Annotated in this window: 30 protein-coding genes, 1 tRNA gene and 1 other RNA gene; 20 read left to right on the top strand and 12 right to left on the bottom strand. The window is 55.5% G+C overall.

The features are described from left to right. The 8 genes from B2344_RS11070 to B2344_RS11035 form a co-directional block, all read left to right on the top strand. Positions 1-579, top strand: a 579-nt coding sequence (locus B2344_RS11070; RefSeq protein ID WP_290485219.1) for a SufD family Fe-S cluster assembly protein, incomplete at its 5' end; no start/stop codon positions are given. Continuing rightward, positions 572-967, top strand: a complete 396-nt coding sequence (locus tag B2344_RS11065) for a nuclear transport factor 2 family protein (protein WP_290483620.1) — start codon at positions 572-574, stop codon at positions 965-967. The genes B2344_RS11070 and B2344_RS11065, both read left to right, overlap by 8 nt. A gap of 125 nt (positions 968-1092) precedes the next feature. Then, complete coding sequence (gene sufC / locus B2344_RS11060; RefSeq protein WP_034815776.1) at positions 1093-1854, top strand: Fe-S cluster assembly ATPase SufC; 762 nt, start codon at positions 1093-1095, stop codon at positions 1852-1854. Next, the gene (locus B2344_RS11055) at positions 1851-3077 is read left to right on the top strand and encodes a SufB/SufD family protein (protein ID WP_290485218.1); all 1227 of its coding nucleotides are present in this window, start codon (positions 1851-1853) and stop codon (positions 3075-3077) included. The genes sufC and B2344_RS11055 overlap by 4 nt, the downstream gene beginning before the upstream one ends. Then, positions 3074-4297: an aminotransferase class V-fold PLP-dependent enzyme gene (locus tag B2344_RS11050; protein WP_290485217.1), complete on the top strand. Its 1224-nt coding sequence runs from the start codon at positions 3074-3076 to the stop codon at positions 4295-4297. The genes B2344_RS11055 and B2344_RS11050 overlap by 4 nt, the downstream gene beginning before the upstream one ends. Before the next feature lie 8 nt (positions 4298-4305). Beyond that, positions 4306-4689: an SUF system Fe-S cluster assembly protein gene (locus B2344_RS11045; RefSeq protein ID WP_206990638.1), complete on the top strand. Its 384-nt coding sequence runs from the start codon at positions 4306-4308 to the stop codon at positions 4687-4689. A gap of 35 nt (positions 4690-4724) precedes the next feature. Then, on the top strand, positions 4725-5081 hold the full coding sequence (locus B2344_RS11040; RefSeq protein WP_206990637.1) for a HesB/IscA family protein: 357 nt from the start codon (positions 4725-4727) through the stop codon (positions 5079-5081). Between the two features lie 21 nt (positions 5082-5102). Next, positions 5103-5591 (top strand): DNA-deoxyinosine glycosylase, encoded by a 489-nt coding sequence (locus B2344_RS11035; protein WP_206990636.1) that lies wholly within the window; start codon positions 5103-5105, stop codon positions 5589-5591. Between the two features lie 22 nt (positions 5592-5613). Here B2344_RS11035 and B2344_RS11030 read toward each other — a convergent pair whose 3' ends face one another. From B2344_RS11030 to purC, 7 genes are all read right to left on the bottom strand, one after another. Continuing rightward, a complete protein-coding gene (locus B2344_RS11030; protein WP_206990635.1) occupies positions 5614-6258 on the bottom strand; it encodes a hypothetical protein in 645 nt (214 codons plus the stop codon). 59 nt (positions 6259-6317) lie between these two features. Continuing rightward, positions 6318-6923, bottom strand: a complete 606-nt coding sequence (locus tag B2344_RS11025) for a hypothetical protein (protein WP_290483616.1) — start codon at positions 6921-6923, stop codon at positions 6318-6320. A 96-nt stretch (positions 6924-7019) separates the two neighbouring features. Beyond that, complete coding sequence (locus B2344_RS11020) at positions 7020-7535, bottom strand: hypothetical protein (protein ID WP_034815557.1); 516 nt, start codon at positions 7533-7535, stop codon at positions 7020-7022. A gap of 94 nt (positions 7536-7629) precedes the next feature. Beyond that, positions 7630-8436 (bottom strand): lysophospholipid acyltransferase family protein, encoded by an 807-nt coding sequence (locus B2344_RS11015; protein WP_290485216.1) that lies wholly within the window; start codon positions 8434-8436, stop codon positions 7630-7632. 27 nt (positions 8437-8463) lie between these two features. Continuing rightward, positions 8464-9066 carry a TetR/AcrR family transcriptional regulator gene (locus B2344_RS11010; protein WP_242517315.1) on the bottom strand — a complete coding sequence of 201 codons (603 nt, stop codon included), beginning with the start codon at positions 9064-9066 and terminating at the stop codon, positions 8464-8466. 139 nt (positions 9067-9205) lie between these two features. Continuing rightward, the gene (gene purS, locus B2344_RS11005; protein ID WP_034815552.1) at positions 9206-9451 is read right to left on the bottom strand and encodes a phosphoribosylformylglycinamidine synthase subunit PurS; all 246 of its coding nucleotides are present in this window, start codon (positions 9449-9451) and stop codon (positions 9206-9208) included. Between the two features lie 213 nt (positions 9452-9664). Continuing rightward, on the bottom strand, positions 9665-10438 hold the full coding sequence (purC, locus tag B2344_RS11000; RefSeq protein WP_206990630.1) for a phosphoribosylaminoimidazolesuccinocarboxamide synthase: 774 nt from the start codon (positions 10436-10438) through the stop codon (positions 9665-9667). A gap of 169 nt (positions 10439-10607) precedes the next feature. Here purC and B2344_RS10995 point away from each other — a divergent pair, with 169 nt between their 5' ends. After that, positions 10608-10934 carry a DUF1476 domain-containing protein gene (locus tag B2344_RS10995; protein WP_034815548.1) on the top strand — a complete coding sequence of 109 codons (327 nt, stop codon included), beginning with the start codon at positions 10608-10610 and terminating at the stop codon, positions 10932-10934. On the opposite strand, the gene B2344_RS10990 is transcribed toward B2344_RS10995, so the two are convergent. The 4 genes from B2344_RS10990 to B2344_RS10980 all read right to left on the bottom strand — a co-directional run bounded on the left by B2344_RS10990 (position 10918) and on the right by B2344_RS10980 (position 13977). Continuing rightward, a complete protein-coding gene (locus tag B2344_RS10990; RefSeq protein WP_290483612.1) occupies positions 10918-11934 on the bottom strand; it encodes a family 16 glycosylhydrolase in 1017 nt (338 codons plus the stop codon). The two genes, B2344_RS10995 and B2344_RS10990, sit on opposite strands and share 17 nt — an antisense overlap. A 52-nt stretch (positions 11935-11986) precedes the next feature. Further along, positions 11987-12589 (bottom strand): 5-formyltetrahydrofolate cyclo-ligase, encoded by a 603-nt coding sequence (locus B2344_RS10985; RefSeq protein ID WP_242517314.1) that lies wholly within the window; start codon positions 12587-12589, stop codon positions 11987-11989. A 59-nt stretch (positions 12590-12648) separates the two neighbouring features. Beyond that, positions 12649-12807, bottom strand: a non-coding RNA gene (gene ssrS / locus B2344_RS16050) — 6S RNA. A gap of 72 nt (positions 12808-12879) precedes the next feature. Then, on the bottom strand, positions 12880-13977 hold the full coding sequence (locus B2344_RS10980) for an esterase-like activity of phytase family protein (protein WP_290485215.1): 1098 nt from the start codon (positions 13975-13977) through the stop codon (positions 12880-12882). A 106-nt stretch (positions 13978-14083) separates the two neighbouring features. On the opposite strand from B2344_RS10980, the gene B2344_RS10975 reads away from it, so the two are divergent. The 11 genes from B2344_RS10975 (at position 14084) to B2344_RS10925 (ending at position 24055) form a co-directional block, all read left to right on the top strand. After that, positions 14084-14548 (top strand): winged helix-turn-helix transcriptional regulator, encoded by a 465-nt coding sequence (locus B2344_RS10975; protein WP_206990626.1) that lies wholly within the window; start codon positions 14084-14086, stop codon positions 14546-14548. A 129-nt stretch (positions 14549-14677) separates the two neighbouring features. Continuing rightward, a tRNA-Gly gene (locus tag B2344_RS10970) sits at positions 14678-14752 on the top strand. Between the two features lie 125 nt (positions 14753-14877). After that, entirely contained in the window at positions 14878-16275 is a 1398-nt protein-coding gene (locus B2344_RS10965; protein WP_034742024.1) for an integrase, read from the top strand. Positions 16276-16752: 477 nt separating this feature from the next. After that, positions 16753-17754 carry a lipid A deacylase LpxR family protein gene (locus tag B2344_RS10960; RefSeq protein WP_034742022.1) on the top strand — a complete coding sequence of 334 codons (1002 nt, stop codon included), beginning with the start codon at positions 16753-16755 and terminating at the stop codon, positions 17752-17754. 34 nt (positions 17755-17788) lie between these two features. Beyond that, entirely contained in the window at positions 17789-18529 is a 741-nt protein-coding gene (locus tag B2344_RS10955) for a TetR/AcrR family transcriptional regulator (protein ID WP_081812256.1), read from the top strand. Next, complete coding sequence (locus tag B2344_RS10950) at positions 18526-19287, top strand: outer membrane lipoprotein-sorting protein (protein WP_034742017.1); 762 nt, start codon at positions 18526-18528, stop codon at positions 19285-19287. The genes B2344_RS10955 and B2344_RS10950 overlap by 4 nt, the downstream gene beginning before the upstream one ends. Continuing rightward, positions 19284-20498 carry an ABC transporter permease gene (locus tag B2344_RS10945; RefSeq protein ID WP_034742014.1) on the top strand — a complete coding sequence of 405 codons (1215 nt, stop codon included), beginning with the start codon at positions 19284-19286 and terminating at the stop codon, positions 20496-20498. Before B2344_RS10950 ends, B2344_RS10945 begins: the two co-directional genes overlap by 4 nt. Then, entirely contained in the window at positions 20498-21727 is a 1230-nt protein-coding gene (locus B2344_RS10940; RefSeq protein ID WP_034742012.1) for an ABC transporter permease, read from the top strand. Before B2344_RS10945 ends, B2344_RS10940 begins: the two co-directional genes overlap by 1 nt. A gap of 9 nt (positions 21728-21736) precedes the next feature. Further along, entirely contained in the window at positions 21737-22417 is a 681-nt protein-coding gene (locus B2344_RS10935; RefSeq protein WP_034742009.1) for an ABC transporter ATP-binding protein, read from the top strand. Continuing rightward, on the top strand, positions 22392-23612 hold the full coding sequence (locus B2344_RS10930; RefSeq protein ID WP_034742006.1) for a hypothetical protein: 1221 nt from the start codon (positions 22392-22394) through the stop codon (positions 23610-23612). The genes B2344_RS10935 and B2344_RS10930 overlap by 26 nt, the downstream gene beginning before the upstream one ends. 2 nt (positions 23613-23614) lie before the next feature. Beyond that, on the top strand, positions 23615-24055 hold the full coding sequence (locus B2344_RS10925; RefSeq protein ID WP_034742003.1) for a hypothetical protein: 441 nt from the start codon (positions 23615-23617) through the stop codon (positions 24053-24055). A 76-nt stretch (positions 24056-24131) separates the two neighbouring features. On the opposite strand, the gene B2344_RS10920 is transcribed toward B2344_RS10925, so the two are convergent. Then, positions 24132-25319, bottom strand: a complete 1188-nt coding sequence (locus tag B2344_RS10920; protein ID WP_034742000.1) for an FAD-binding domain — start codon at positions 25317-25319, stop codon at positions 24132-24134. Between the last annotated feature and the right edge of the window lie 8 nt (positions 25320-25327).

The following is a 25327-nucleotide window of genomic DNA, read 5'->3' as shown; positions in this document are numbered from 1 at the left end:
CGCGGCGATTGCCGGGGCGACCGCTCCAAGATCAGCTGGACGCAGGTCGAGACGGGGTCGGCCGTGACGTGGAAATATCCGAGCTGTATCTTGCGCGGCGATGACAGTGTGGGCGAATTCTACTCCATCGCTGTAACAAATGGCCGTCAGCAGGCCGATACTGGCACCAAAATGATCCATCTCGGCAAGCGCACGCGCAGCCGAATCATCTCCAAGGGCATCTCGGCTGGCAAGTCCAACAACACGTATCGCGGCCTCGTCTCGATCAACCGCAAGGCCGACAAGGCGCGCAACTTCACCCAGTGCGACAGTTTGCTGATCGGGGATCGCTGCGGCGCGCACACTGTGCCCTACGTCGAGAACCGCCGGGCTGATGCCCAACTGGAGCACGAAGCGACGACGACCAAACTGTCGGACGACCAGATGTTCTATGTCCGCCAGCGTGGCATCGGAGAAGAGGAAGCGGTTGCGCTCCTGGTGAACGGTTTTGTCCGCGAAGTGCTGCAGGAATTGCCAATGGAGTTTGCGGTCGAGGCCCAGAGCCTGCTCAAGGTGAGCCTGGAGGGCAGCGTTGGCTGATCCGGACGCATTCGGAGACTGGCTCAATGCCTATGCACGGGCGCAGGAGGGCGGAGATGTCGCGCTTCTCAAGTCCCTGTTGAGTGAAGACGCAAAATTGTTCGAAACGCCGTTCAATGCTCCGGTAACCGGCGTAGAGAAGATCGTTGCTGTATTTGCCGAGAATTGGGCGCGGATCGTGGACGTGTCGTTCAAGGTGGGAAAAATTGCGGATAACTGGGCCCATTGGAAGGCCGGGGGACTGATTGAGGCCCTGGATGAACCGTACCGCACTGACGGTATTCTCAAGGCCGAACTGAACGCCGCAGGTTTATGCACGTCACTGACGCTCTGGACCGAAACCCTTTCGGTCCGCGAATCTGACATGCTGTCCCAGCGTGACGCCTGAAAAACCCGAGGCCAGGTGCGGCAAAACCGAAGAATCGGACCGCCAGACCTGTTTCAAGCGGTTATACGGGCCATTTCCTGCATCCGGGGCTTTTCGCACCGGGCTAGGGAGCTTACATGCGCACCATGTTGAAGATTGAAAACCTGACCGCGACTGTCGGTGAAGACGATGACGCCAAGACGATCATCAATGGCTTGACGCTGGACGTGCCGAAAGGCGAGGTCCACGCAATCATGGGGCCGAATGGCGCCGGCAAATCGACCCTGTCCTATGTGCTGACCGGTCGCGACGGCTATGAGGTGACGGGCGGAAGCGCGACGCTGAATGGTGAAGACATTCTGGATATGGATCCGGAAGAGCGGGCGGCCAAGGGACTTTTCCTGTCTTTCCAGTATCCCGTCGAAATTCCCGGCGTCCCCGTCATGACCTTTGTGCGGGCGGCCATGAATTCACAGCGCAAGGCTCGTGGCGAAGACGAGATATCTGCGCCGGACTTCATCAAACAGTCCCGCGAAATCGGCAAGGCCTTGAAGCTGGATGCAGAAATGCTGAAGCGCTCGCTCAATGTCGGTTTCTCTGGCGGCGAGAAGAAGCGCCTGGAAATCTACCAGATGATGATGCTGGAACCGAACTTCCTGATCCTGGATGAAACGGATTCCGGGCTCGACATTGATGCGCTGAAGACGGTGGCTGACGGCGTGAATGCGATGCGCTCGCCAGATCGCGGCATGCTGGTCATCACGCACTACCAGCGCCTGCTGGACCACATCCAGCCGGACAAGGTGCACGTCCTCTCCAAAGGCCGTATCGTGGCAACCGGTGGCCCGGAACTGGCGCATCGGTTGGAAAAAGAAGGATATGAAGGCATCCTCGGGGAGGTGGCGTGACCACAGCCCTGCGGGACATGATTGCCAATCCGACGACGGCGGAGCTGGAGCTGGTCGCGCGCTATGGCATGCAACCGGAAGATTCCCGCCGCGAGCGGCTGTTTGAGGCGTTCTCCAGGACGGGACTGCCGCATCGCCGGCTGGAAGCGTGGAAATGGACCGACTTCAAGGTGGCGCTGCAGGGGCTCGATCGTCCCTCCACGCCGCCCGCGCACGATCCGATTCCGCATGCTGGCGCACTGGTCTTCCGGTTCTCGCCAAATGGCTATTTCCCGCCAGACCATATTCCGGACGGGCTGAACGTTTTCGAGAAAGACGAAGCTCAGGCCTTGGGAGCGGCCGAAGACGTGCCGCTCGGTGCGTTGGCGGCATCCCTGTCTGGCGGCAAGGCCAGACCCGCAACCCTGTTGCTGGAAGTGACCTCGAAAGAACTTCCGCGTCTCCATTTCCAGTTCAGCGGCGAAGGAGAAGCGAATTTCGCGCGTGTTGTTGTCGTGGTTCGCTCCGATATGGCGCTCACCGTATCGGAGAGCCATCTGGGCGGGGCGGGGCTGACATCCTCCGTGATCGAGTTTGGTCTCCAGAAAGGCAGCGCGGTCAACCGGACGGTCTATCAGCGCGGTACGTCAGAAGAGACGATTGCTTCAACGGCGCTCGTCCATCTCGACGCGGATTCGCACTATACACAGACCTCACTCGCCTTTGGCGCCAAGGTTGCGCGGCTCGAAACGCGCGTTACGCATCAAGAGCCAAGTGCAAAGGCGACGCTGAATGCCGCCTATCTTGTCGGTAAGGATCTGCATACGGACTTTACCACCCATGTGCGTCACGGGGCCAACTCCTGTGTAACCCGGCAGCTGACAAAGGGCGCTGTCCTGAATGGCGGCACCGGCGTGTTCCAGGGGAAATTCTTTGTTCCCCGTACGGCAGGCCAGTACACGGATGCCGACATGCAGCACAAGGCGTTGTTGCTGGAAGACGGCGCGGTTGTCTTCGCGAAGCCCGAGCTTGAGATCTATGCGGACGATGTCGAGTGCGCGCATGGCAATACGAGCGGCGCGCTTGATGATGATCAATTGTTCTACATGCGCCAGCGCGGCTTGCCGGAGAAGACGGCCCGCGCCCTGTTGACACAAGCCTTCGTCGCCGAAGCATTTGCTGAAGCTGGCGCGCTAGAGGAAGTGCTGCGCGCGGAAGCCGAAGCCTGGCTGGCCGCTGTATGAGCCGTTCCTTCGACATCGATGCGATCCGCGCGGAATTCCCGATCCTGTCACGTGAAGTGAATGGCAAGCCGCTGGTGTATCTGGACAATGCTGCCAGTGCGCAAAAACCGAATGCGGTGATCGACAAGATCGCAAACCAGTCGCGCACGGCATATGCCAATGTGCATCGTGGCATTCACACCCTGTCGAACGAGACCACCGAGGCCTATGAGGCCGCGCGTGAGAAAGTCCGAGCATTTCTCAACGCGCCGTCGACAGAAAATATCGTATACACCAAGGGGTCGACGGAAGGTATCAACCTTGTCGCCTCTGCGCTCGCCGCCCGGATTGAGCCTGGCGACGAGATTGTCCTCTCCATCATGGAGCATCATTCCAACATCGTTCCGTGGCATTTCTTGCGGGAGCGCCATGGCGCTGTCCTGAAATGGGTGGGCCTGAACGAAGATGGTTCGCTGGACATGAAAGACCTGGCGGAAGCAATTGGTCCGAAAACGCGTATGGTCGCGATTACCCATATGAGCAATGTGCTCGGCAGCGTGACGGACATGGCCGAGATTTCCCGCCTCGCGCATGAAGTTGGCGCTGAAGTGTTGGCCGATGGCAGCCAGGCTGCGGTCCATTTGCAGGTCGATGTTCAGGCGCTCGGGTGTGACTGGTATGTCATGACCGGGCACAAACTCTATGGCCCGACGGGCATCGGCGCGCTCTATGGGACAGCAGAAGCGCTGGATCGTGCGCGGCCCTATCAGGGGGGCGGCGAGATGATCGAAATCGTGTCCCGCGACCGGGTGAGCTACAATACGGCGCCTCACAAATTCGAGGCAGGTACACCGCCAATCCTCGAGGCTATCGGACTGGGAGCAGCGCTGGACTGGATGACGGCGTTCGATCATGCAGATGTGAAGGCGCATGAAGATGCGCTGTACGCGCGCGCTTATGAGGGACTCAGGGGCGTAAATGGCCTGACCATCCATGGTGAGACGCCGCACAAGGGTGCCGTGCTGGCGTTCAGCCTCGAAGGGGCACACCCTCATGACATTGCTCAAATTCTCGACCGGTACGGTATCGCTGTCCGCGCCGGCCACCATTGCGCCCAGCCCCTGATGGAGCATCTGGGCGTCAGCGCAACGGCGCGGGCGAGTTTCGCAGTTTACAACACTCTCGCCGAAGTGGACGCGTTCATTGAAGCGCTCGCCAAGGCGCGGGAAATGCTGGTATAGGTGACGGCATGGCAGACGATATGACATCTCGCGACATGGTTGATGTTTCCTCCGAGGAAGCAGGGTCGAAGATTCCGCAAGATGAGCTGAACCGGATCACCGATGATCTGATCACAGCGTTCAAAACGGTGTTCGATCCGGAAATTCCAGTCGACATCTACGAACTCGGCCTGATCTACAAGGTCGACATAGATGACGACTACAAGGTCGATATCGACATGACATTGACGGCGCCGGGCTGTCCAGTTGCCGGCGATATGCCGGGCTGGATCGAAACTGCCGCGCGCACCGTTGATGGTGTGCAGGATGTGGAGGTTCGCCTTACCTTCGATCCGCCCTGGGACCCGTCGCGCATGTCGGACGAAGCCCGTCTTGCGCTAAACATGCTTTAATTGAACCGGAACGCTTTCGTTCCTATGTGATTGTCATGGCCAGAAGACCCAGACCCAAGCCCGTGAAGCTTTCCGACGCTGCTGCAATGCGCGTGAAGGAGATCATGCAGGAACGCGGCGCAGGATTCCTGCGTGTCGGCGTCAAGAATGGCGGCTGTGCGGGCATGGAATATGTCATGGACTATGCCATGGCGCCCGAGCCGCTGGACGAAGTGGTCGAGGATAATGGGGTCACCATCCTGATCGACGCCAAGGCTGTGCTGTTTTTGCTCGGCAGCGAAGTGGACTATGAAGTCACACCGCTGCATGAGAAATTTGTCTTTCGTAACCCGAACCAGACCGATGCCTGTGGTTGTGGAGAGAGCGTGACGATTATCCCGGCGACGGTATAGCCTGCGGGGCAGGTAAGGCCGATGATTGTTCAGGGCTTTGATCCCATAGCCGATTCAGATGCGCGTATCCTGATCCTGGGCAGCATGCCAGGCATCGCCTCACTGGAAGCCAATCAGTATTACGGACACCCCAGGAACGCTTTCTGGCGCATAATGGGAGATGTCTATGGGGCCGGGTTGGAGCGGCCCTATGCCGAGCGCACCACGATCCTGAAAGAGCAGGGCGTGGCAGTCTGGGATGTCCTGAAGCTTTGCCATCGCGAAGGCAGTCTGGATTCAAACATAAAGGACGAGGTGCCAAACGACTTCGAGAGGTTCTTCGCGCATCATCCCCATATTCAGCGCGTGGTCCTTAATGGGGGAAAGGCGTCAAGCAGCTTTGAGAGATATGTTGCGCCAGTTTTCCAAGAACTAGTTGTCAGAAGCGCACCTTCTACCAGCCCGGCCTATGCGGCGATACGATACGAAGCGAAATGCGAACGCTGGAGAGATGCATTGACTGCGGTCTGAATGAAGGCCGCTCTGAAATGTACTATCGTGCTTGTAATTGAACCGGCGGTTTTTTGAGGAGTTCGCTGTTCCAACGCTCAACGTTTCCGCCGTTCGTGACAGGACAGGACGTTGCGAAATAAGTGAAGACATCATCCCTTGATGGTAGATTGATCATATAGGTTTTTGAACCCATGATCAGTGTCGCTTCAGCATCCTTCAAAACGGCATTGTATAATTTCGGTGCTGTGGAAGTGAGCGGACTAACATGAACCGTATTTGACCGACGGCGATAGATCAGCAACGTTGAAAACCGCTCACCATCGATTTCAATTTTCGCAAAACGAGTGCGACCCTGCCCGAAACGTTTGACGTCCTTATGTATGGGATCTCCCGGATTCAGCTGAATTGATGCGTATATCCGAGACCGGCCATCCGAGAAAACCGCACATGAAAATACAATCGGCGAGTTTTCCGAGCCGGATGAGCGGATCGCCCGCGTAGTCATCGTGAAGTCAGGGGACCGACCGGGATCTTTGCTATCATATTCAATACTAAGCGTAGATGCTGGCACCCATGAGGGTGTTGCCGAGGGTTCCGCGGTTCTTGGCTCATCAGCCATCACGGATTGTACCAACAAAACGTTCAGAAAAAGCAAGGCAAAAAGCCTGGGCAAAGACAGGGTCATGGAATCTATCTCGTCAGAAAGGAGCGTAGTAATGTGAGGCGCAGGTTACAGTTACACGCTCAGAGATTTGGACTCAGATCCATGCCCTTCAGGATTTCAAAGACCGAGACATCAAACTTGCCACCATTGGTGACCGGACAGAATTTGGCAAAGGCGACGAATACGTCGTTCTTTTCCGGCAAGGCAAGATCGCGCTTCTTGCCCTTTACCTTCAGCTGCACCTGGTCTCCGCGCACAACGGAATTGTAGATGCGCGAAGGCACCTCACGGCTAAGCGGGATCAGCTTGGTTGATTTGGCATGAAACGCGTATCGGTCCGGAAATTTCTCGTCGCGGATCTCCATTATGCCTGAGATATGATGGAAGCGCGGACTGCGATCAGCATCATCTTCATAGGTGTTTTCCGGATCGAGCTGGACGCTGAAATTCAGGGCTTTGTATCCACTCGTCGTAATCTGGCAGCTCAGCTGGATGGTCGGGTGGTCACCGCCTTCCGCCTTTATGATCCGAACCAGGCTTTTGAAGTTCGGGTCCTTGCCGGCATCTGAACTGTCGACCCCGATCAACTGATCTTTTTCCTGGGTCCAGACGCGTGGTGCTGAGTCGGCGAGTGCAGGTGTAGCTGCCATCACCATGGCAGCTACAGTAATCAGGTATTTGAACATTGGGCTTTCCTTGAGGCGTGCTTCCCCAAGATTGGGCATGAGCCATGCTGGCTCGTCAACCCTAAACCGAACCGATACGCACTCTTTGAGAGAAACCTAGTTCGCACTCGCCGCGCGGGCGGCGTTGCAGGTTTTTGCGAATGCTTTGAACGCATCATCCGGCTCTGGGTACTTCGTCTCAACTTTACCGGCATGTTCAACTGAGACACTGACAGTATCTCCCCGAATGACGGAGTTGTAGATCTTGGCAGCCGGGCTGTGCGACCCGATCTCGATTGTGCTGTTTGCCGGAGCGTATTGAACAACTGTTTCGACGCCAGGTGTGTCGCCCGCCATGATTGAAGCGGTCTCTCCTCGTCTGTATGTGGCATGCTTGTCGATTTGATCAGAAATATCGCCCGCCTCAAGCGATAGAATGGCGGACATCTGGCCGTTTGGCGCGCATACGAGCACTGCGCCAGCTTGATCGGCGGTGGTCGTCAGGATGGCGCGAGGCGCCTTTTCATTGTGTCCGTCCCAAACTTTCCATCCGGTCGCGGAGGCAGGCAGATAAGCGGTTGCAACAACGGCTACCAACAGGCCGATTGCTGTTTTCGATTTTGATTTCGTCATTTGTTCAATCCCGATATGGCCCCCGGGATCGCCTGAGCAATTATTGTTTATCAATAATTCTTGTGTGTGTAAAGTTTATGTTGAGCGGTGAGTCTCACGGCTTTCCAAAAGCCGCCAGGTCGTCGGAGCTGGGGCTTGCTTCCATGCCCTTTGGAGGATCCGGAATGAGGATGCTCGGCTCTACCGGCGCACCAGTTGCCTCGGCCACGAGTCTTGCTGTGTGCAGCTCCACGGTCCCGGTCAGGGTCTGTAGGAATTCTACTTTAGGCAGATTCGGATCCAGAGGGGGCAGGAATTCAATGATCGCGGTGCCGGCAGTTTTGTCGCGTTCCTGCTGGCGCCAGAACACGCCAATATTGGTGGCGACGGGAATGACCGGAACATTCATTGCCTGCGCCATATGCCAGACCCCCGCCTTGTAGCGAAAATGGTACCCGACCGGCGCGAGGTGGCCTTCAGGATAAATCAGTACCCGTTGGCCTTCGTCACGGGCGCGAACCATGCCTTCCTTCAACGAGGCCGCTTTGCGATCTCCGCCGCCGCAAGTGTCGATGACGATGGCACCCAGCTTTCGCAGAATTCCGCCGACCAGTGGAAACTTTTCCAAATGGTCGCCGGTCACGAACGCAAGATTCTTCACTTCCGGGTAGATGAGGTATCCGTCGCCCCAGCTTTGGTGCTTCGCCGCGAGGATGAAGGGACCGTCCGGAAGGTTGCTTCGTCCACGTACTTCCTTGCGAATTCCGGCGACGATGCGAAGGTTCAGATTCATCGCCCGTGTATAGCTGCGGATGATCATGCGGACAGGGCCTCGCCCCGGCAAGATCAGGAAAGGCAGCGATACCAGCACGTAAAGAACAGAGAGAATATAATAGACGACTGTGAAGACGAGGCCGCGCATTGCAGGGGCTCCTTCGCTATCTGATCACTAGGAATTCAAGACGCACAGAACCGCGCGAGACAACGCGTCAACGTGCTGGGAAAATGGTCCGGGCAGGCGGTTGTAAATCTTGTTCTGGCCAGCCTGCATGACCACGCCAAGCGCCATGGCGGCTTTCAGCGCCGGGTCGCCCTTTGGAATATGTCCGTCCGCAATCAGGCCGGCAATTATCTTTTCAGTGATTGAGACCGGATCATCTTCGCGGCGCTTGTCATAGGGAAGGAAGCGATTGAGCGAGACGAGGTGAAACGAGAACAGCAGGAAATCTTCGTCCGCCAGCGCACAATAGGCTTCGACAGCTGCATGAACCTTTTCTTCGAGTGAGCCATCCGCCGAGAGGGCCTGCGCCATCATCGCGCCCAGGCGATTATGGGTTTCCATGAACAGGGACAGTGCAAGTTCGTCCTTGCCCTTGTAGTGGCGATAGAGTGCCCCTTCCGAAACGCCGGCCTTTTCGGCGATTTCGCGTGTCGTGGCAGCATCGATCCCTTCATGAATGAAAAGTTTCAGCGCTGCGCGTTCGATCTTCGGCCGCGCATTCCGGGCGCGAGGCTTTGTCTTGGATTGATCTGTACTTGATGGTCTCGCCATCTGGCCCTCCATGTCTCTGATACCAATCTAGGCGCAGATCCATCTAGACGCAAGTGAGTATTCGCTCACATGTTCGATCGGCATAACTGGATGTCGTAGTGCTTACGACCGGATATGGCTCAGTAGTTGAAAAGTCAGCCTAACTGACGAGATCGAAGCGGTAGCTTTCAATAACGGTGTTTGCCAGCAGCTTCTCGCACATTTCTCTGACGCGGGCTTCGGCCGCATCGGACGAAAGACCGTCTTCGAGATCGAGCTCGATCACTTTGCCGATGCGAGCGGCCTCGACTTCCTTGTAGCCCATACGCGCGAGCGTATCCGCAACGGCCTTGCCCTGCGGGTCCAGAACACCATTCTTCAGCGCGACGTGGACGATGGCTTTCATGAGAGGTCTCCTGGGAAGTCTGAGTCGGGCCCCCATAGCCCGATTTCAGTCCTATTGAAACAAGCTTACCGCGTAAGCCATGCCGACAAGAACAAGTGCCGTGGCAAAGACCGGCTTTCGACCGTTCATGTATGATAGTTTGGAGCGGATCTTGGTTTTTGTATCTTGGCTCATTGGGTAAGGTCTCTTGCTCGGCGGCGTGGTACAAAGGGCTTACTTGCCGTTGGTGAAGCTCACCACATTGTCACTCTCGCCGGACTCTTTCAGGATGCCGAGACGCCGGGCTACTTCCGCGTAGGCTTCCGTCACGCCGCCGAGGTCACGGCGAAACCGGTCCTTGTCGAGCTTGTCACCGGTCTCGAAATCCCAAAGTCGACAACTGTCGGGGCTGATCTCGTCAGCCAACAAAATGCGCGGCACATCGCTATCGCCCTCATAGTGGCGGCCGAACTCCAGTTTGAAATCTACTAGCCGAATGCCGACCGCTGCGAACAGGCCCGACATAAAGTCGTTTACGCGGAGCGACATGGCGATCAGATCATCATATTCCTGAGCCGCGGCCCATCCGAAGGCGGCGATGTGCTCTTCTGTGACCAATGGATCACCTAGCGCGTCGTCCTTCAGATAGAACTCCACCATGGGCCGGGGCAGGACCTGGCCTTCCTCAATTCCGAGACGCTTGGAGAGCGTGCCAGCCGCCACATTCCGCACGACTACTTCCAGTGGAATGATGTCGACCTTCTTGACCAGCTGCTCGCGCATATTGAGGCGGCGGATGAAATGGGTGGGGATTCCAACGGCCGACAGGCGTGTCATCATGAATTCGCTGATGCGATTGTTCAGAACGCCTTTACCATCCAGAACCGCGCGTTTTTGCGCGTTGAAGGCGGTTGCATCATCCTTGAAATACTGGATGAGGGTGCCTGGCTCCGGCCCTTCATAAAGGATTTTCGCCTTGCCCTCATAGATAATGCGCTTCTTGCTCATGCGGACGGATCTCCTGACGGTACCGGATCGCTGTAACAGGAATCGTTTTCAGCCACCCCAGAAAGCGCGACTGTTACGCCAATCTGGGCAAAGAAACAATTATTGCGCACACCTTAACTCAACGACTATATGCACTGGTGAATTACCACCGTTCAGAAAGGCCTTTCTCATGAGCACATTTGACGATCGCGAACGCGCCGAGGAGGCTCGATACGCCTTTGATCAGGAAACCCAATTCAAGGTCATGGCGCGCCGAAACAAGCTGCTCGGTCTCTGGGCCGCCGATCTCATGGGTCTGACAGGCTCAGATGCTGAGGCTTATGCCAAGACGGTCGTACTGTCCGATCTTGAAGAAGCGGGCGATGACGACGTGTTCCGCAAGGTGCGCGGTGACTTCGATACGGCTGGCATAGATCGCACCGATGCTCGTATTCGCGAGCAGATGGCAGAACTGCTGCCGGTTGCGCGCGAGCAGATTCTCAAGGACTCAAAGTAGCGTAGATGTGGTTTTCGGCCGTACCTGCGAGGGTTGGCCGGAAACTGTCCCCGCATGTCTGGGTGCTTTCATTGACTGGCGTGAATGACGTGCAGCTCACGATGGTGGCTTCACCGGATTTAAATTTGGGCTTTCCGTGCCATCCCTGCATCTTTGGTACGCCGGTCCAATGACTGAAATAGAGGCGTCCGGACGTGCGCGGAATGAACGCGTCATCTGGTTCGGTGGAGTAATAGGCAACCCCGTCGACATACCAGGTGATCCGATCAGGCAACCACTCGAATGCGTAGAGGTGTGGCGCGGCTGACGCATCGAATGGCAAATCGAACTTGGCATTCTTTCCGTGCTTTCCATTCCGCCAGTAATTGAACTCCACTTTTGATGTGTCTTTGCCCAGAAACTCAATATCCACTTCGTCGTGAGGATCGCCTGCATAGGGTCCGGTATACGTGAAAAAGGCCGAGACCAGCCCTGACCCCTTACCGACCTGCATCACCGCCTCATAACGTCCATAACCGACGCGTTGCTTTGATCTTGCTTCGGCAATGGAAAACGGGATGTCCTGTTCTGGCTCGCGTTTGACTTGAAGTGCCAAACCTTGAGGTGTCGTGATGGCGTTTTCGGGAGCCCACCTGCCGCCATAGAAGGTGTCAATCGCATGCGTCTCAGACAACCAGAATTTGTCCTCGATGGATTCTGATCCAAATGTCGACCGGAATCCATGACCGGATTTGGCGAGCTGCTTGATTGTGGGATTGCTCTCAGTTGGCGCTGCGGGCTTGATAGCCACCGGTTCCTGGATCGCCGCGGCAGCGGGTTTTTCAACGGGATAGTAAATCTGCGCTTGTTGATATGAAGATGCGAGCGCGTCCTGGCCACCGGATACACTCACGGCGAAACCTGTAACAAGTGCAGCAGATACGACGGCAAACATCATAACGTCCAGAACTGACACAGTCCTTCTGGCCGTGGTTACCGAAATGAGGCCGAAATGGGACATCGCTTTACCTTCCGTTTACCTTTAACGGAAAATTAGCAATACCCAAGCCGATTTAGCCGCTTTCTTGGGGGGGTGTCAGACTTTTCATGTTGCGCATCATGAATAGCGGAATTGAGCCAATTGGTGTGACGGCCCAGTCGAGCGGCTGATCATGTGGTTCGCTGGGGACGGAGTCGATCTGCTGGGCCGGGTAGGCCAATGCACAGGCAAATGCCCGGCCGTTTGCCCGGAGCTTTTCAAACGCCTTGTCATAATGCCCTTTGCCATAGCCAAGCCGATTGCCCATGCCATCAAAGGCGAGCAGAGGCGTCAGAATCAACGTCGGATGAGCCAGCGGTGCATCTTCTGACGGTTCGGACAATCCAAATGGCCGGCGCTCCAGTGGTTCGCCGAAATGCCATGTGCGCCAGGTCAGTTCGCCAGTGTCCTCTATCCGGGGCAGACATAATTCTGCGCCAGCCTTTGCCAAACGCATCATTAGGGGCGCGGGATCAAGCTCTTCATTGATCGCCACATATCCAGCGACAACCGGGCCATAGCGTTCAAGCAGCTTCATCGGAAATTTTTCAGCCACAGAATCTGCGCCATCAGGATCGCGCGCGGCCGCTTCGGCCCGCAGGGTTCGCATCCGATGTCGCAGGTCGGTCTTGTCCATCAGAGTATCCATCGGGTTGGCTGTTCGGCGCCTGACTATGGCACACAGAAAAATAGCGCATGAGAACCACGAACGCCGCGGGGCATATTCACTCCCGTCAACCTAGATACTAGGTGGGCGCCGGATGAGCCCGGACCACGGCCCAAGCCAGAATGCCAGCTCCCTGACGGAAATTAAGGTCGCCGGAGATCAGTCCGTCGCAAACGAAGCAGCCCTCATGCTGGTTGATGATGTAATTCGGTGACGCGCTGATTGTAAGGGGCCAGCATGCGGTCACGTGTTGAATTGTCTCAGTGTGCTTCCCCGACAAGATCGAAGGCAAAAAGTAGCGTGCGCTGGCGATCCGAGAAATTGTCGTCAGAGACAATCCAGAGGCGGTGGACGCCGTCTGGCAGGGTTTCAACCGTGATGCCTTCGAAATTGTCGACATTCATGGGTCGGGACAGCGTAAACAGACCGCGTCGGCTTGACCCGCCAGCATCCTGATATTCGGCCTCCACGGCCAAACGGTTACCGAATACGGGATTATAGTTGCGACGTAGACTGTAAACCACGGATCCGGCCATCGACTGATCGCCGAGCGCAATCCGGTTTGTCATGCCCACGAGCGGACTGTCAAAATCGGTATTGATCGGTTCGACAAGCGTAACAGCATTGCCGATCGGGACAAGCTCGACGATCGGCGACTTGCCATCAATGAGCTGTTCGTATCCTGCACGAAGTGATTTTCCGAAAGATAGCGCTTCTGCGCCGGAATTCTCGCGGATTTCCGTGCCTTCAATTTCGCTCGGCAGATCCGCGACCAGCGTGGCGCGTGCGGCGGCGCCACAAGTGCTCAGATCGAATGCCTCGATACGGTGCCGACGTTCGAAGCTGACATATGCAGCGCCATTCTTCAGGGCGAGCCCTTCGGAGTCGCCCTCGGTCTTGCCCTTGAGCAACTCGTTGTCCTGTCCCCGCATATATGCAATTCGGCCCGTTCCGGTCAGCTCACCACCGTCACGATCAATCCAGACAAATGCGCCCATGTCGGAAACCGCCAGGAAGCCTCCGTCGGCATGTAGCTCAATACCCGACAATCCCCCAAAGTTCTTATTGGGGGAAGTGAGCGCCCAGCCCTGCGCGAAGCGGACGCCTGGGAACAGCGAAATGTTGGCGCGTTCAGATAGTGGCACGGATTCCGCAACAATGGAGATCTCCGACGGTGCCACATAAGATGTCCCGCTGGGGCAGGATAGCGCCTTCAGCGTACCTGGCGACAGTGCAGGATGGCCCCGGCCCTGGTTTGTGTCGGCCGTACCGATTGCCGGCGGACCGGCTGGAACCGCGCAGGCTACAAACGCGGCTACGGCCAAGCCAAACAAGGGAGAGTAGATCGATTTCCGCATGATTTGTTTCGCCTTGTGGTGAGTCTCTGGGCATTTGCCTTAAAATATGAGGCAGGAATAGGGAAACTGGCTGGATTTCAAAAGCGAACTTATCCAGATATGAACTATGTCCCAAATTCCGCTCGTCCGCCGCTCGCCAGTCCCGCCAGACACCTGTAATTTGGCCAAAGCCATAGACCTGATTGGTGACAGGTGGACTTTGCTCATCCTTCGCGCAGCACTTTATGGTGTGCGGCGCTTCGATGACTTCCAGTCTGAGCTGGGATGCCCAAGAACCGTGTTGTCGGGGCGGTTGAAGAAACTTGTGGATGCCGGCCTGCTGGCCAAAAAGCCTTACAAGGCGCCTGGCAAGCGCGCCCGACCGGAATATGTTCTGTCCGCCACGGGCCTTTCGCTGCGGCCGATCCTGATCGGCCTGACGCAATGGGGCGACGCTTGTCTCGGACAGGGCGAGGCGCCTCCGATCAGCTTTACGAAGGCGGGATCCAAGAGTGCCATCCGAGCGGCATTTGTTGATGTTGAAGGCCGGGAAGTGCGCCCCGACCAGATACGTCCAGTGTTGCGGGGATAGGTTTGCTCAAGTCTCCGACCGACAGTTTGGAAATTGTGCAGTTTCGCAGAATTTCCGTCTTGCAAAGCCGGGGCTGATGCGCTTTATCACGCCTCTCGGCGGCAACGCCGTGAATACCCTAATAAGGATGCGGGCGTAGCTCAGGGGTAGAGCACAACCTTGCCAAGGTTGGGGTCGAGAGTTCGAATCTCTTCGCCCGCTCCAAACATTCTCTCAAAAATATCAATTAAATCAGCGCAGTAAGGCATGAGCGCAAGCCCATCGCTTGACGTTTGCTCAATCTTTCCCTACAAATTTCCCTACTATTGTTCCTACAAAGCGATTGGGTTGTGGATCAGGATAACCGTCATCTCAAGCGCAAGCGGGCGTACTGGCACTATCAGCGCCGCGTGCCGAAGCGCTATGAGAGCATCGATGATCGTGGCGTCGTGGAGTGTTCGCTTCGCACGAAATCGATCGAGATCGCACGGTTGCGGCGCGACGCGATGGAAGAGTCCGACAACCTGTTCTGGGCGTCTCTCGTCGGGATGGATGGCGAGACGGAAACAGGCGAAGCGCAGGCCAGAAAGCGGCAAGTCGCCGAGAGACGCTACAAGGCCGCAACCGTCCGGGCGCTGGCGCGCGGCTTCGTCTATACACCCATCGATCAGCTCGCCGAGACGCCTGATCTCGGTGATATTCTCGACAGAATTAAAGTCATCAAAAGCGCCGATAAGGGTGCGCCAAGCCAGTCTGAAGAGGTGGAAGCTGAGGCGCTTCTGGGCACAGTTTCATCGCCGCCTGTAACGGTCAGCTCCGCGTTTGAACTCTATTGCGAAGAGATCGCCGCTGACGAATTGATTGGAAAGTCCGAGGCTCAGAAGGCGGCGTGGAAGAAGACCAAGAACCGTGGCGTCCAGTATTTCATCGACGTGGTCGGTGACAAATCCATGCGGGAAATCACGCGGCAGGATGCGCAGCAATACTACAATTGGTGGAAGGATCGCGTCGTCCCGAAGCCGGGAAAAAAGGCGCTCAGCACCAAAACCGCCAATCGCGATCTTGGCAATATGCGCAAACTCTACGGCGAACATTTCAAATATGTCGGGGAAGAAGACCGCCCCAATCCATTCAGAAATCTCTCATTCAAGGACAAAAAATCCGCCGACGTACCGCCCTTTGAAGACAAGTGGGTTCGCGAAAAAATCCTTGTTCCCGGCATCTTCAAGGGTCTTCGGGGTGATGCTGATTTGATCCTTTATGCGCTGATCGAAACCGGATGCCGGCCTGGTGAAATCGCCAACCTCTTCGCCGAAGACATCAATCTCGATGGCGATGCGCCATACATATCCATCCGCCCTAAGAAGGACCGGGAGATTAAAACAGCGTCGTCCATCCGGGAAATTCCGCTCGTTGGCGTGTCACTTGAAGCCATGCGGCGGGCTCCGAACGGCTTCCCGCACTACCGAGACAAACCTGATTTGCTGTCTGCAAATCTCATGACAGCGATGAAGTCGCGGAACCTGTTTCCGACCCCCGATCATAAGGTCTATTCGTTCCGGCATTCGTTTGAAAAACGCATGCAGGAAGCGGAACTCGACTACGGTTTCCGCTGCATGATTATGGGCCACCGCAATTCACGCCCAGCCTATGGCGACGGCGGCTCTATGGCGTATCGTAGGGATCAAATTCGTAAAATTGCACATCCCATGTCGGATAAATTGATCGAGTTTTTGCGCGCTCGGTGAAGTCGAACTGGTCCGCTGACCATATTCCATATGGCTACGCGTTGTCATTTTAGCACGGCAACTCAAGACACTATTTGCAACATTTCGCCCTCATTGATTGCCCAAGAGGCAACGCTCACGCAACCTCTTCCACCATTCATCGATATCGCGCGCCGCAATGCCTTCCTATTGCCGCGCATCATCATTCAACAATACATCCGCATGCGTAGCGTTGAAGGGGTGGGAGCAGTTGGGCGCATCAATTCAGTAAACCTCGCTCAAAGCATGTCTCTGCCGTCCCATCCTCTGCCTTTTTAGTTTTCCGCCTGCGCTATGCCCCATGATCGGCTCTGCCGTCTGCGCTGACCCGCTCGGACGCCCCCTTGACTTCTTCGGATTGTGGACTACTGGTTCACATATCGGTTCACGAGAGAGTGCTTACGAATTGGGGGCTTTTGATAGTCGAGCTGAACTGAACTCGGCTCCTGTATACGGTGTATGGAATTAACAAATCGAATTGCGCTAGGCGCACTGCTCGCTGCCGCTTTGATCACTCCATCAACTGCGGCCCACGCACAGAATCGTGGGCAACTGGATCGCGGTGTTTGGACGTTCATTTTAGAGAACGACCTTTTTTACGCTCAAGACAGAAACTATACGAACGGCATTCGCCTTGAGTACGCTAGACCGCCAGACAAGGCGCCGGCCTGGATGCCTCCCGCCTCTAAACTCTATGTATTGTTTTCTGATGAGGCAGAATTTCGCGAAACTTTTTCGCTGGGGCAAAACATGTATACCCCGCGGGATATCGACATATATCCCGCCCCCTCGGATCAGCGTCCCTATGCAGGCTGGCTTTATGGAGAGGTATCGCTGATCGGTGAAACTGAAGATCGGCAGGATTCATTATCGGTCAGCCTTGGGGTAGTCGGTCCAGCTTCACTCGCAGCTCCGACGCAAAAGTTTGTACACAAATTGATAGGAGCGCAGAAACCGTTAGGCTGGGAAAACCAATTGCGCAACGAACCGGCGCTGATGATCGCGTATCGGCGGAGTTGGCGGATTGTCCAAAAACCGGTCGGCCCATTTGAACTTGAAGTTATTTCCAGAGCAGGCGTTAACCTAGGCAATGTCTTCACCTATGGCGCGGTTGGCGGCGCTGTACGATTTGGCTTGAGGATACCCGAAAGCTTTGGCGCACCTCGAATTCAACCGAGCTTGCCAGGCCCCTCGTACTTCAAGGCGTCACAATTTGGCGTCTATGCTTTCGCCGGCATAGAAGGGCGAGCGGTTGCGCGAAATATTTTCCTCGATGGCAATAGTTTCCGTGACGGCCCATCCATCGAAAAGCGACACTTTGTTAGCGACGCCCAATTTGGCGTTACGTTTGTATGGCCGCGCGTCAGCTTAACGTTGACAGATGTTTTCCGGACAAACGAGTTCTATGGGCAAGAGGACAGTTCGCTTTTTGGAGCCGTTTCTCTGTCTGTCATTTTCTAGAGGCTAAACTTGCTTTGTACCGGGGGCTGGACTGATGGTCCATATTGCGGTACAAGCAACAAATAAATGGATGGATGTGCAAATGAGTCGCCCACGTTTTGAGAATCTTGATCCAGAGCGACAGCGCGTTTTGTTCGAAGTTGCATCAGAAGAATTTGCTGCAAACGGATTTGACGGAGCTTCGCTTAATCGCATCCTCGAAAAAACAGGGATGAGCAAAAGCTCGCTCTACTACTATTTTGACGATAAGGCGGATTTGTTCACTACACTGATCGAACGGTCCATTTCTGTCCTGATGAGGAGGGTTGGTGATTTTGATCCCGAGGCTCTCACGGCGGAGACATTTTGGGACGACTTTGAAGACCGCTACGAAAAGGCGGTCACTCTCGCACACGGCAATGGATGGCTAATTAAGTTCGGGGCCATCTTCTATAGCCTTCGATCTAATCCGAACACCGGTGCGCCAACCGGGCGGCTGTTTCAGGCTGTTCGTTACTGGGTTGGCGTCATCATCGAGCGGGGACAAAAGCTTGGCGTGATCAGGCAGGACATTCCCAACAGTTTGTTGATAGATTCGACCATGGGACTTTTTGAGTCTCTAGACCGGTGGGTCGTCACCCATTGGGATGATTTGTCAGACGATGAACGCAACGCATTGCCCGCGACGCATATCAGCCTCTTCCGTGACCTGCTTGAGAGTCGCGAAAGCAGTCGGCTCAACAAACGTTCCACATCAATCATATCGGTTTCCTCTGCGAAACGGAGGAGAGCATGAAAAAGCTTGCCTGTTTAATTCTATTCGGTGCTCTGTCGGCGTCGCCCGCCTTGGCGGACCCTGATCCTGCTGAAATCGTCCGCGACGCCATCGACAATTGGCGGGGGACGAGTTCCTACATTGAACAAACCATGATTGTTCATCGTCCCGAGTGGGAGCGCTCATCAGCCATGGTCAGCATCACGCGTGGAAACAAGGACGCTCTCGTTCGCTTCACAGCGCCGGCACGCGATGAAGGCAATGCAACGCTGAAGCTCGATCGCGATATGTGGGTATTCACACCACGCCTCAATCGAGTGATCAAGCTACCCGCCAGCATGATGGCCCAATCGTGGATGGGTAGTGACTTTTCATATGATGACCTATCGAAAACCGACGCGCTTTTAACTGACTACGAACTTTCTATTCAAACCACCGAAGAAGCGGATGGCCACGAGATCTACGTTATTGAAGCTGTGCCTCATGACGATGCGCCAGTGGTGTGGGGAAGAGAGGTGTTGCGAATTCGCGATGATAGCGTGTTTCTTGAGCGGGACTACTACGACCAAACAGATCAGCTCGTGAAGCGCATGATAGCGGATCGCATTGGCCCGCTGGATGGTCGCCCTTACCCTCAAGAAATGCGTATGGTGGATGTGGAAGAGGAGGATCACTGGACGCTTGTCGTTACGCAGTCCGGTAAATTTGACGTCGAGCCGCCGTCCTTTCTCTTCACACAGTCCAACCTGCGCAATCCGAGAGACTGGTCGCCTCGATGATGCTCACCTTAGCATGGCGAAACTTATGGCGACGTCGGCGGCGGACCCTGTTCAGTATCGTAGCAATAGCAATCACTGCTGCCGTGGTCGTTTTTTTGCCATCCTTACAGGCCGGCAGCTATTCCAGCATGGTGCGAACCTATATCGGATTTACCGATGGCTACGCGCAGGTGCAGCATAAGGACTATCTTTCAACGCCGGCGATGCGGGATTCCTTTCAAGTCACCGAGGCCCTCCGCACCGCGCTCAAGGACCTGCCGCCGGATGTCAGCGTCGGGCAACGCGGCGTCGCGTATGTGCTCCTTTCATCCGATACCCGTAGCATTGGGGCGCAGATCCTCGGCGTTGAGCCCGAAGCCGAACCGTCGATTTCGACAATCCCTTCCAACATCGTGCAGGGCGATTATCTCTCCAAGAACGATCAGGTCGTTCTCGGAGAAGTGTTGGCGCGTAATCTTCAGGTGGGCATTGGCGACAGTATAACACTCTTGGGCGTCGGTCATGACGCCTCTCTCGCTGCCGATGTGCTTACAGTCGCAGGCGTGTTCCGTACGGGAATCACTGACATCGACCGAACGCTTGCTGAGATTCCGCTCAAACGATTCGACGCGACCTTCGCCATGGATGGCGAGCGCCACTCCATTGTGCTGAACGGGGGCGATATGGCTGCGCTTCGACATGAGGTTCGCGGTCTTCGTCCCCTGGTTGAGGAAGAAGGGCTTGCCCTTCGCGATTGGACCGAGCTGCAACCAAGCCTCGACGCCGCGATCCGTCTCGATGCGACCAGCGCTGTCCTGATCTATGCAGTTCTGATCGTCGTAGTGGTCATCTCCTTGCTGAATACGCTGCTTATCTCCGTGCTGGAGCGCACGCGGGAGTTCGGCATGATGTTGGCGCTCGGAGTGAAGCCGGGTCTGCTTGGGCGTATTGTTTGGGTGGAAATCGGTCTTCTGTCTTTGCTCGGCGTTCTGGCCGGCATGCTTGGCGGCGTCATTCTAACGTTCTGGCTAGGGCGGCAGGGAATTGAATTCGAATCCGCGCAAGCCGTCTTCGAGCAATATGGCATGTCCGGTACGCTGTATCCGGAATTGACGTCTCTCACTCTGTTCGCGGGGCCCGCCGTTATCGTTCTTGCGCTGTTGCTCGCGGGAACCTATCCGGCGTTCAGAATCCAGGGCCTGCGGATTATTGAAGCCATGAGGGCGGCGTGATGGGCGGATTGAAAATCATGGCGCCGATCGCCTGGCGCAATCTGTGGCGCCGCAAATCGCGTACTTTGCTCACCATCACAGCAATCGCCATGGCGGTGGCATCCCTGATCATACTTGGCGCCTTCATGCGCGCCTGGGGCGGCAGCGCCTTTGATCGAACCGTCGAAGCGCTGACCGCTCACGGACAGATTCATGCGGAAGGATTTTTAGATGACCCCACGGTCGAACACGCGATGCCGCAGCCGGCGGGAGTGCTTCTGGATGTGCTCTCAGGACAAAGCGTTGCTGCTTGGACGCCAAGAATCGTCGCGCTTGCCTTGATCCGGTCCGAACGGGAGAGTGCGCCGATTATGATTTACGGCATCGACCCTAAACGCGAGTCGGCGGTTTCATTTTTGAAGCCAAACGCCATCGACGGTGCGCCTCTTACCAGCGCCACGTCGAAAGGTCTGATCATGGGCAGATCCCTCGCTGATCGGCTACAGGTCGAACGAGGGCGCCGTGTCGTGATTTCCGCCCAAGACGAAAATGGCGACATCGCCGAAATTGGCGTCCGTGTCACAGGGTTTTACAAGGGCCAGCCGGATCTTCAAAAATACGCCGTCTTTGTCTCGCTTAAGGAAGCGCAGGCACTCCTCGGCCTCGAAGGTGAGGTTTCCGAAATCGCCTTCCTGGCGCCGCAAAGAGACGGCATCAATGTCGCCATCGAGGATTTGAAACAGGCTGCACCTGATCTCGATATCCGCCGCTGGGACGAGCTTCAACCGTTCGCCAAGGCGATGATCGATCTGGCCGAGGGCGCGAATCTCATCTGGATATTCGTCTCCTTCGTCCTTGTAGCTTTCGGTCTCGTCAATACACTGATGATGGCAGTTTACGAGCGGATGCGAGAGTTTGGATTGCTGCAAGCGCTTGGGATGAAGCCCGTACTGCTGCTTGTCCAAATACTCGTGGAATCCGTTTACCTTGTTGTATTCGGTGCTTTGGCTGGAGCGATCGCCGGTGCCGTAACGGTAAACGCCTTTTCCGGCGGACTAGATTTCGGACATCTCGGTATCGGGGCGGAAATGTTCGGTGTCTCTCAAGTTCTTTATCCGAAAGTGAGCGCGGCCGAGATCACCGTTGCCTGCTCCATTGTTATCGGGCTTTCCATTTTAGCCAGCCTTTATCCTGCATTGCAGGCGTCCCGGCGTGTGCCAGTCGACGTGCTGACTCGTGCGCAAACCTGAGGAGCGACCATGACCGCCGTCATCGAATGCAAGGACGTCAAAAGAACCTATGTCAGCGGTAAGATCGAGGTCCAAGCGCTGCAGGGCGTCAGTCTCAATGTCAGCGCTGGAGAGTTCGTCAGTCTCTCCGGGCCTTCAGGTTGCGGAAAAACTACTCTTCTAAACATTATCGGCGGGCTTGATCGACCTAATGGAGGAGACGTTCGCGTTGAGGACCAATGGCTGAACGAATTATCAAATTCTCAGCTTGCTGATCTTCGGATGAATCGCATTGGGTTTGTTTTTCAAGCTTACAATCTCATACCAGTTCTTTCAGCCGCAGAGAATGTTGGATTTATCATGCAATTACAGGGCAAGTCGACTGGGGAACGACGGCGCCGCGCCAAACAGGTTCTGGACTCTGTCGGTCTCTCTGGCATGGAGAATAGACGACCAGCCGAGCTGTCAGGCGGCCAGCAGCAGCGCGTAGCCGTCGCGCGAGCTATTGCATCAAGCCCCGCAATTGTGCTGGCGGATGAGCCAACTGCAAATCTCGACAGCAAAGCCTCGGACGCTCTCCTTCAACTCTTGCGTCAGCTTAATGAAGAGGAAGGGGTAACGATCGTGATCGCGAGCCATGACCCCAAAGCGCTCGAATACGCTCGCCGGCATGTGAGGCTTGTTGATGGCCAGATTCATTCTGACGCTTAGCCTTCTTTCGGCCGTCAGCATGCCGGCTTTTGCCGAGCCTGATCTGGGGGCCGAAATCAAGCTTCAACAACAAGTGTTGATTACTCGCAATGGCGATCAGCTCGAACACATCGCCGACGATACGCTCGGAATTTCGGGTGCCAACGTTCGTTTAAAGGCGTCAGATGTCTCCGGCCCATGGTCTTATGACGTCAACTACCTCATGGAGGCGGCATACAGCAGCCGGTTTGAAGAGCTTAACTCATTGACGCCGCCACAACGAGCGGAGAGTCCCATCGATCTTGAAGACAGTTTCGTCGAAGGCCCTGACGGACTGGTCGCGCATCGGCTCGATCGTTTCTGGATCGCGCATTCGACCCCGAAGACGGTCGTTCGCATTGGACGCCAAGCCTTAAGTTGGGGCCATGGCCAAGTCTTTCAGCCGCTCGATCTGTTCAATCCCTTCGCGCCCGATGCGCAGGATACGAGCTACAAACCCGGTGCCGATATGGTCTACGGACAATATCTCTTCGACACCGGTGCGGACATTCAAGCGATCATTGTACCGCGAAAGCGCTCCGGTGGCGGACTTTCCTCTGAAGAAAGTTCCTTCGCTGTTAAGGGCTTCTGGATGACAGGGAGCGTGGAGCTGGAAGTCGTCGCAGCGAGCGACTATGGCGACGGCATCCTCGCCATCGGGGGTGCGAGCCCCTTAGGCGATGCAGTCTGGAAGTTCGACGTCGTCTCCACCTTCAAGGATGGAAGCGACGCTTCTGTCTCAGCCGTAACTTCGCTTCAAAACAGCTGGGATTGGGGTGGGCGCCCGGTGACGGGCTTTGTCGAGTATTACCGGAACGGATTTGGCGTCGCCGATCGGCGAGCTTCTACAGAGTTGCCGGAAGATCTGACTAATCGTGTTGCTCGCGGCCAGCTATTCAATACAGGACGGGACTATCTTGCAGTCGGCGCAAGCATCGACTGGACACCTCTTCTCACTCTCACTCCGACGATGATTGTCAATTTAAATGACGCCAGCACGCTTGCGATCATCGACGCCAGTTACAACCTTTCAGACAATGTCAGCTTGATAGCCGGCGCGCAGCTTCCACTGGGGCATCGTCGAACGGAATTTGGCGGTCGTGCCGTTTCGCCTAGCAGTTCCACATACGATAAACGTCCCCACACACTATTCTTCCGTATAGAGAGATATTTTTAAAAATGGGGTTAAACGACAACAAGATGGGAGGTGTAACTCCCACAATTCGACAGTCTGTCCGGATTTCTGATTGCGGACTGATTTTCTTGAGTGGAAACAACAAATCAGTAGAACTGAAGGAGGCGACAGCAACGCTCGATGAACTTGCCCCAACTCCAGTTTTGGATTTTACCGATGACCAACTGCTTCCTTGGGAAGAAGACATACTGAAACAGTTTGTAGCGGAGCAGTCTGTCCACCAAGCTGTGGTCATCGGTGATATGCTGGAACCGCGATACGTTCTCCTTTCACTTCATCTTCTGGAGGCGGGCTTTCATGTTTTCTGTATCGATACGGAATTACAGCAAGAGAGCCCCGAGCGTTTCACTAACCTTCAAAGGCTCACTCAGGCTGGGGTAACGCCTCTAACGTTACAGCAGTTCCACGTCGAAGTTTTAATCTGAGCCCCAAGCCAAGGCCAAAGACTCCGAGATAGAATGAGCGGCGGAAAGGCTCGGCTCACAATTTATCGCAGAAATTTCATTCAAAACCATAGTCTGGCAACTCAAAATCATCTTTCACCGTATTACCCATGAGGAGGTCTGCAATGGGAGGCACGATCATGAAGTGCGTGGCGAGATTTCGCAGCCAGATGCCAAATTCGGTTTTAGGCGTGAAGGAAGATGCAAAGTCTCGCGCCGATTGCTGCTTCTCTTCCAGAAACTCGCGCAGGCGTGCCTCGTAAGCTTTTCCAGCCTCCAACACATCCCCACCGTTACTGTGCAATTCACCAGCCAACACATAGCTTTCCGTCATTGCCAAGCCGGTCCCTTCGCCGGCCAGCAATGAAGCGCACGCAGCCGCATCGCCAACCAGGGCAACACGACCTTTGCTCCAGGATGGCACTTCGATCTGACTGACCCGATCAAAATAGATGTCCCCAGCGGCATCTAGCCGCTTCAAGATTTGCGGGACTTCCCATTCGCTTTCGGCGTAGATCTCGTGCAATACAGATATTCGTGATGTGTTGCTTTCCGGCTCTTTCCCCCCAGGCAATTGGTCTGCCGAAAACACAAATAAGATCAGGCTTCTGTTGCCACGCAGGGCATATCGCGAAACACTTCGCCCTGGCTCGGCATAATTAAGATATACATTCTCATCTCTATGAGGGTAATTATCACATTCGAACGCAGCAACATAATATCCAAGTTTGCGCTCATAAGGACCAGCGCCCCATACCAGTCGCCGGACATTGGAATGCAAGCCGTCGGCACCGACTAGCATATCGAAAGTTTGAGACTGGCCGTTTGAAAATTCTGCGCTTACAGCCTCGTCTGTTTGCTCAATCGCCGTGATGGTCTGGCCGAAACGCGTATCTACCCTATCTGCTACCGTTTCAAACACAATCCGGGCAAGATCTCCTCGCGCCAGACTGGTATATCTGTTGCGTGTCATTCGGCGAAATACATCCGTGGAGAACCCGCCGCGGGTTCGGCCACCATCATTCACCATTCGTATGGATTCCACGTCATATCCTACGTCGTGAATGGTCTCGCGAATGCCCATCTTTTCGGCAACATCGTAGCCCACGCCCCAAAAATCGATGACATACCCGCCTGTCCGCAATTTTGGCGCTTCTTCAATAATCGTTACTTCATGCCCATCTTTTAGCAGCCAATACGCAAGGGTGGGGCCAGCAACTCCAGCGCCGCTAATGCAGATTTTCATAGAATACT

Origin of the sequence: Hyphomonas sp. UBA3195 (genome assembly GCF_002366485.1) — a bacterium.
Classification (GTDB): domain Bacteria; phylum Pseudomonadota; class Alphaproteobacteria; order Caulobacterales; family Hyphomonadaceae; genus Hyphomonas.
The sequence above is the reverse complement of the archived record's forward strand: the minus strand, read 5'-3'. Positions and strand labels throughout refer to the sequence as shown.

Bases quoted from the DNA above. Each gene is read 5' to 3' on its own strand.
- B2344_RS11050 (WP_290485217.1), top strand. From the start codon at position 3,074: ATGAGCCGTTCCTTCGACATCGATGCGATCCGCGCGGAATTCCCGATC.
- B2344_RS10995 (WP_034815548.1), top strand. From the start codon at position 10,608: ATGAGCACATTTGACGATCGCGAACGCGCCGAGGAGGCTCGATACGCC.
- B2344_RS10920 (WP_034742000.1), bottom strand. From the start codon at position 25,319: ATGAAAATCTGCATTAGCGGCGCTGGAGTTGCTGGCCCCACCCTTGCG.
- B2344_RS11020 (WP_034815557.1), bottom strand. From the start codon at position 7,535: ATGACGAAATCAAAATCGAAAACAGCAATCGGCCTGTTGGTAGCCGTT.
- B2344_RS11040 (WP_206990637.1), top strand. From the start codon at position 4,725: ATGGCCAGAAGACCCAGACCCAAGCCCGTGAAGCTTTCCGACGCTGCT.
- sufC (WP_034815776.1), top strand. From the start codon at position 1,093: ATGTTGAAGATTGAAAACCTGACCGCGACTGTCGGTGAAGACGATGAC.
- B2344_RS11010 (WP_242517315.1), bottom strand. From the start codon at position 9,066: ATGGCGAGACCATCAAGTACAGATCAATCCAAGACAAAGCCTCGCGCC.
- B2344_RS10930 (WP_034742006.1), top strand. From the start codon at position 22,392: ATGGCCAGATTCATTCTGACGCTTAGCCTTCTTTCGGCCGTCAGCATG.
- B2344_RS11030 (WP_206990635.1), bottom strand. From the start codon at position 6,258: ATGACCCTGTCTTTGCCCAGGCTTTTTGCCTTGCTTTTTCTGAACGTT.
- B2344_RS10935 (WP_034742009.1), top strand. From the start codon at position 21,737: ATGACCGCCGTCATCGAATGCAAGGACGTCAAAAGAACCTATGTCAGC.
- B2344_RS11035 (WP_206990636.1), top strand. From the start codon at position 5,103: ATGATTGTTCAGGGCTTTGATCCCATAGCCGATTCAGATGCGCGTATC.
- B2344_RS10945 (WP_034742014.1), top strand. From the start codon at position 19,284: ATGATGCTCACCTTAGCATGGCGAAACTTATGGCGACGTCGGCGGCGG.
- B2344_RS10985 (WP_242517314.1), bottom strand. From the start codon at position 12,589: ATGGACAAGACCGACCTGCGACATCGGATGCGAACCCTGCGGGCCGAA.
- B2344_RS10960 (WP_034742022.1), top strand. From the start codon at position 16,753: ATGGAATTAACAAATCGAATTGCGCTAGGCGCACTGCTCGCTGCCGCT.
- B2344_RS11015 (WP_290485216.1), bottom strand. From the start codon at position 8,436: ATGCGCGGCCTCGTCTTCACAGTCGTCTATTATATTCTCTCTGTTCTT.
- B2344_RS10980 (WP_290485215.1), bottom strand. From the start codon at position 13,977: ATGCGGAAATCGATCTACTCTCCCTTGTTTGGCTTGGCCGTAGCCGCG.
- B2344_RS10990 (WP_290483612.1), bottom strand. From the start codon at position 11,934: ATGTCCCATTTCGGCCTCATTTCGGTAACCACGGCCAGAAGGACTGTG.
- B2344_RS11045 (WP_206990638.1), top strand. From the start codon at position 4,306: ATGGCAGACGATATGACATCTCGCGACATGGTTGATGTTTCCTCCGAG.
- B2344_RS10975 (WP_206990626.1), top strand. From the start codon at position 14,084: ATGTCCCAAATTCCGCTCGTCCGCCGCTCGCCAGTCCCGCCAGACACC.
- purC (WP_206990630.1), bottom strand. From the start codon at position 10,438: ATGAGCAAGAAGCGCATTATCTATGAGGGCAAGGCGAAAATCCTTTAT.
- purS (WP_034815552.1), bottom strand. From the start codon at position 9,451: ATGAAAGCCATCGTCCACGTCGCGCTGAAGAATGGTGTTCTGGACCCG.
- B2344_RS10955 (WP_081812256.1), top strand. From the start codon at position 17,789: ATGGTCCATATTGCGGTACAAGCAACAAATAAATGGATGGATGTGCAA.
- B2344_RS10925 (WP_034742003.1), top strand. From the start codon at position 23,615: ATGGGGTTAAACGACAACAAGATGGGAGGTGTAACTCCCACAATTCGA.
- B2344_RS10950 (WP_034742017.1), top strand. From the start codon at position 18,526: ATGAAAAAGCTTGCCTGTTTAATTCTATTCGGTGCTCTGTCGGCGTCG.
- B2344_RS11025 (WP_290483616.1), bottom strand. From the start codon at position 6,923: ATGTTCAAATACCTGATTACTGTAGCTGCCATGGTGATGGCAGCTACA.
- B2344_RS10940 (WP_034742012.1), top strand. From the start codon at position 20,498: ATGGGCGGATTGAAAATCATGGCGCCGATCGCCTGGCGCAATCTGTGG.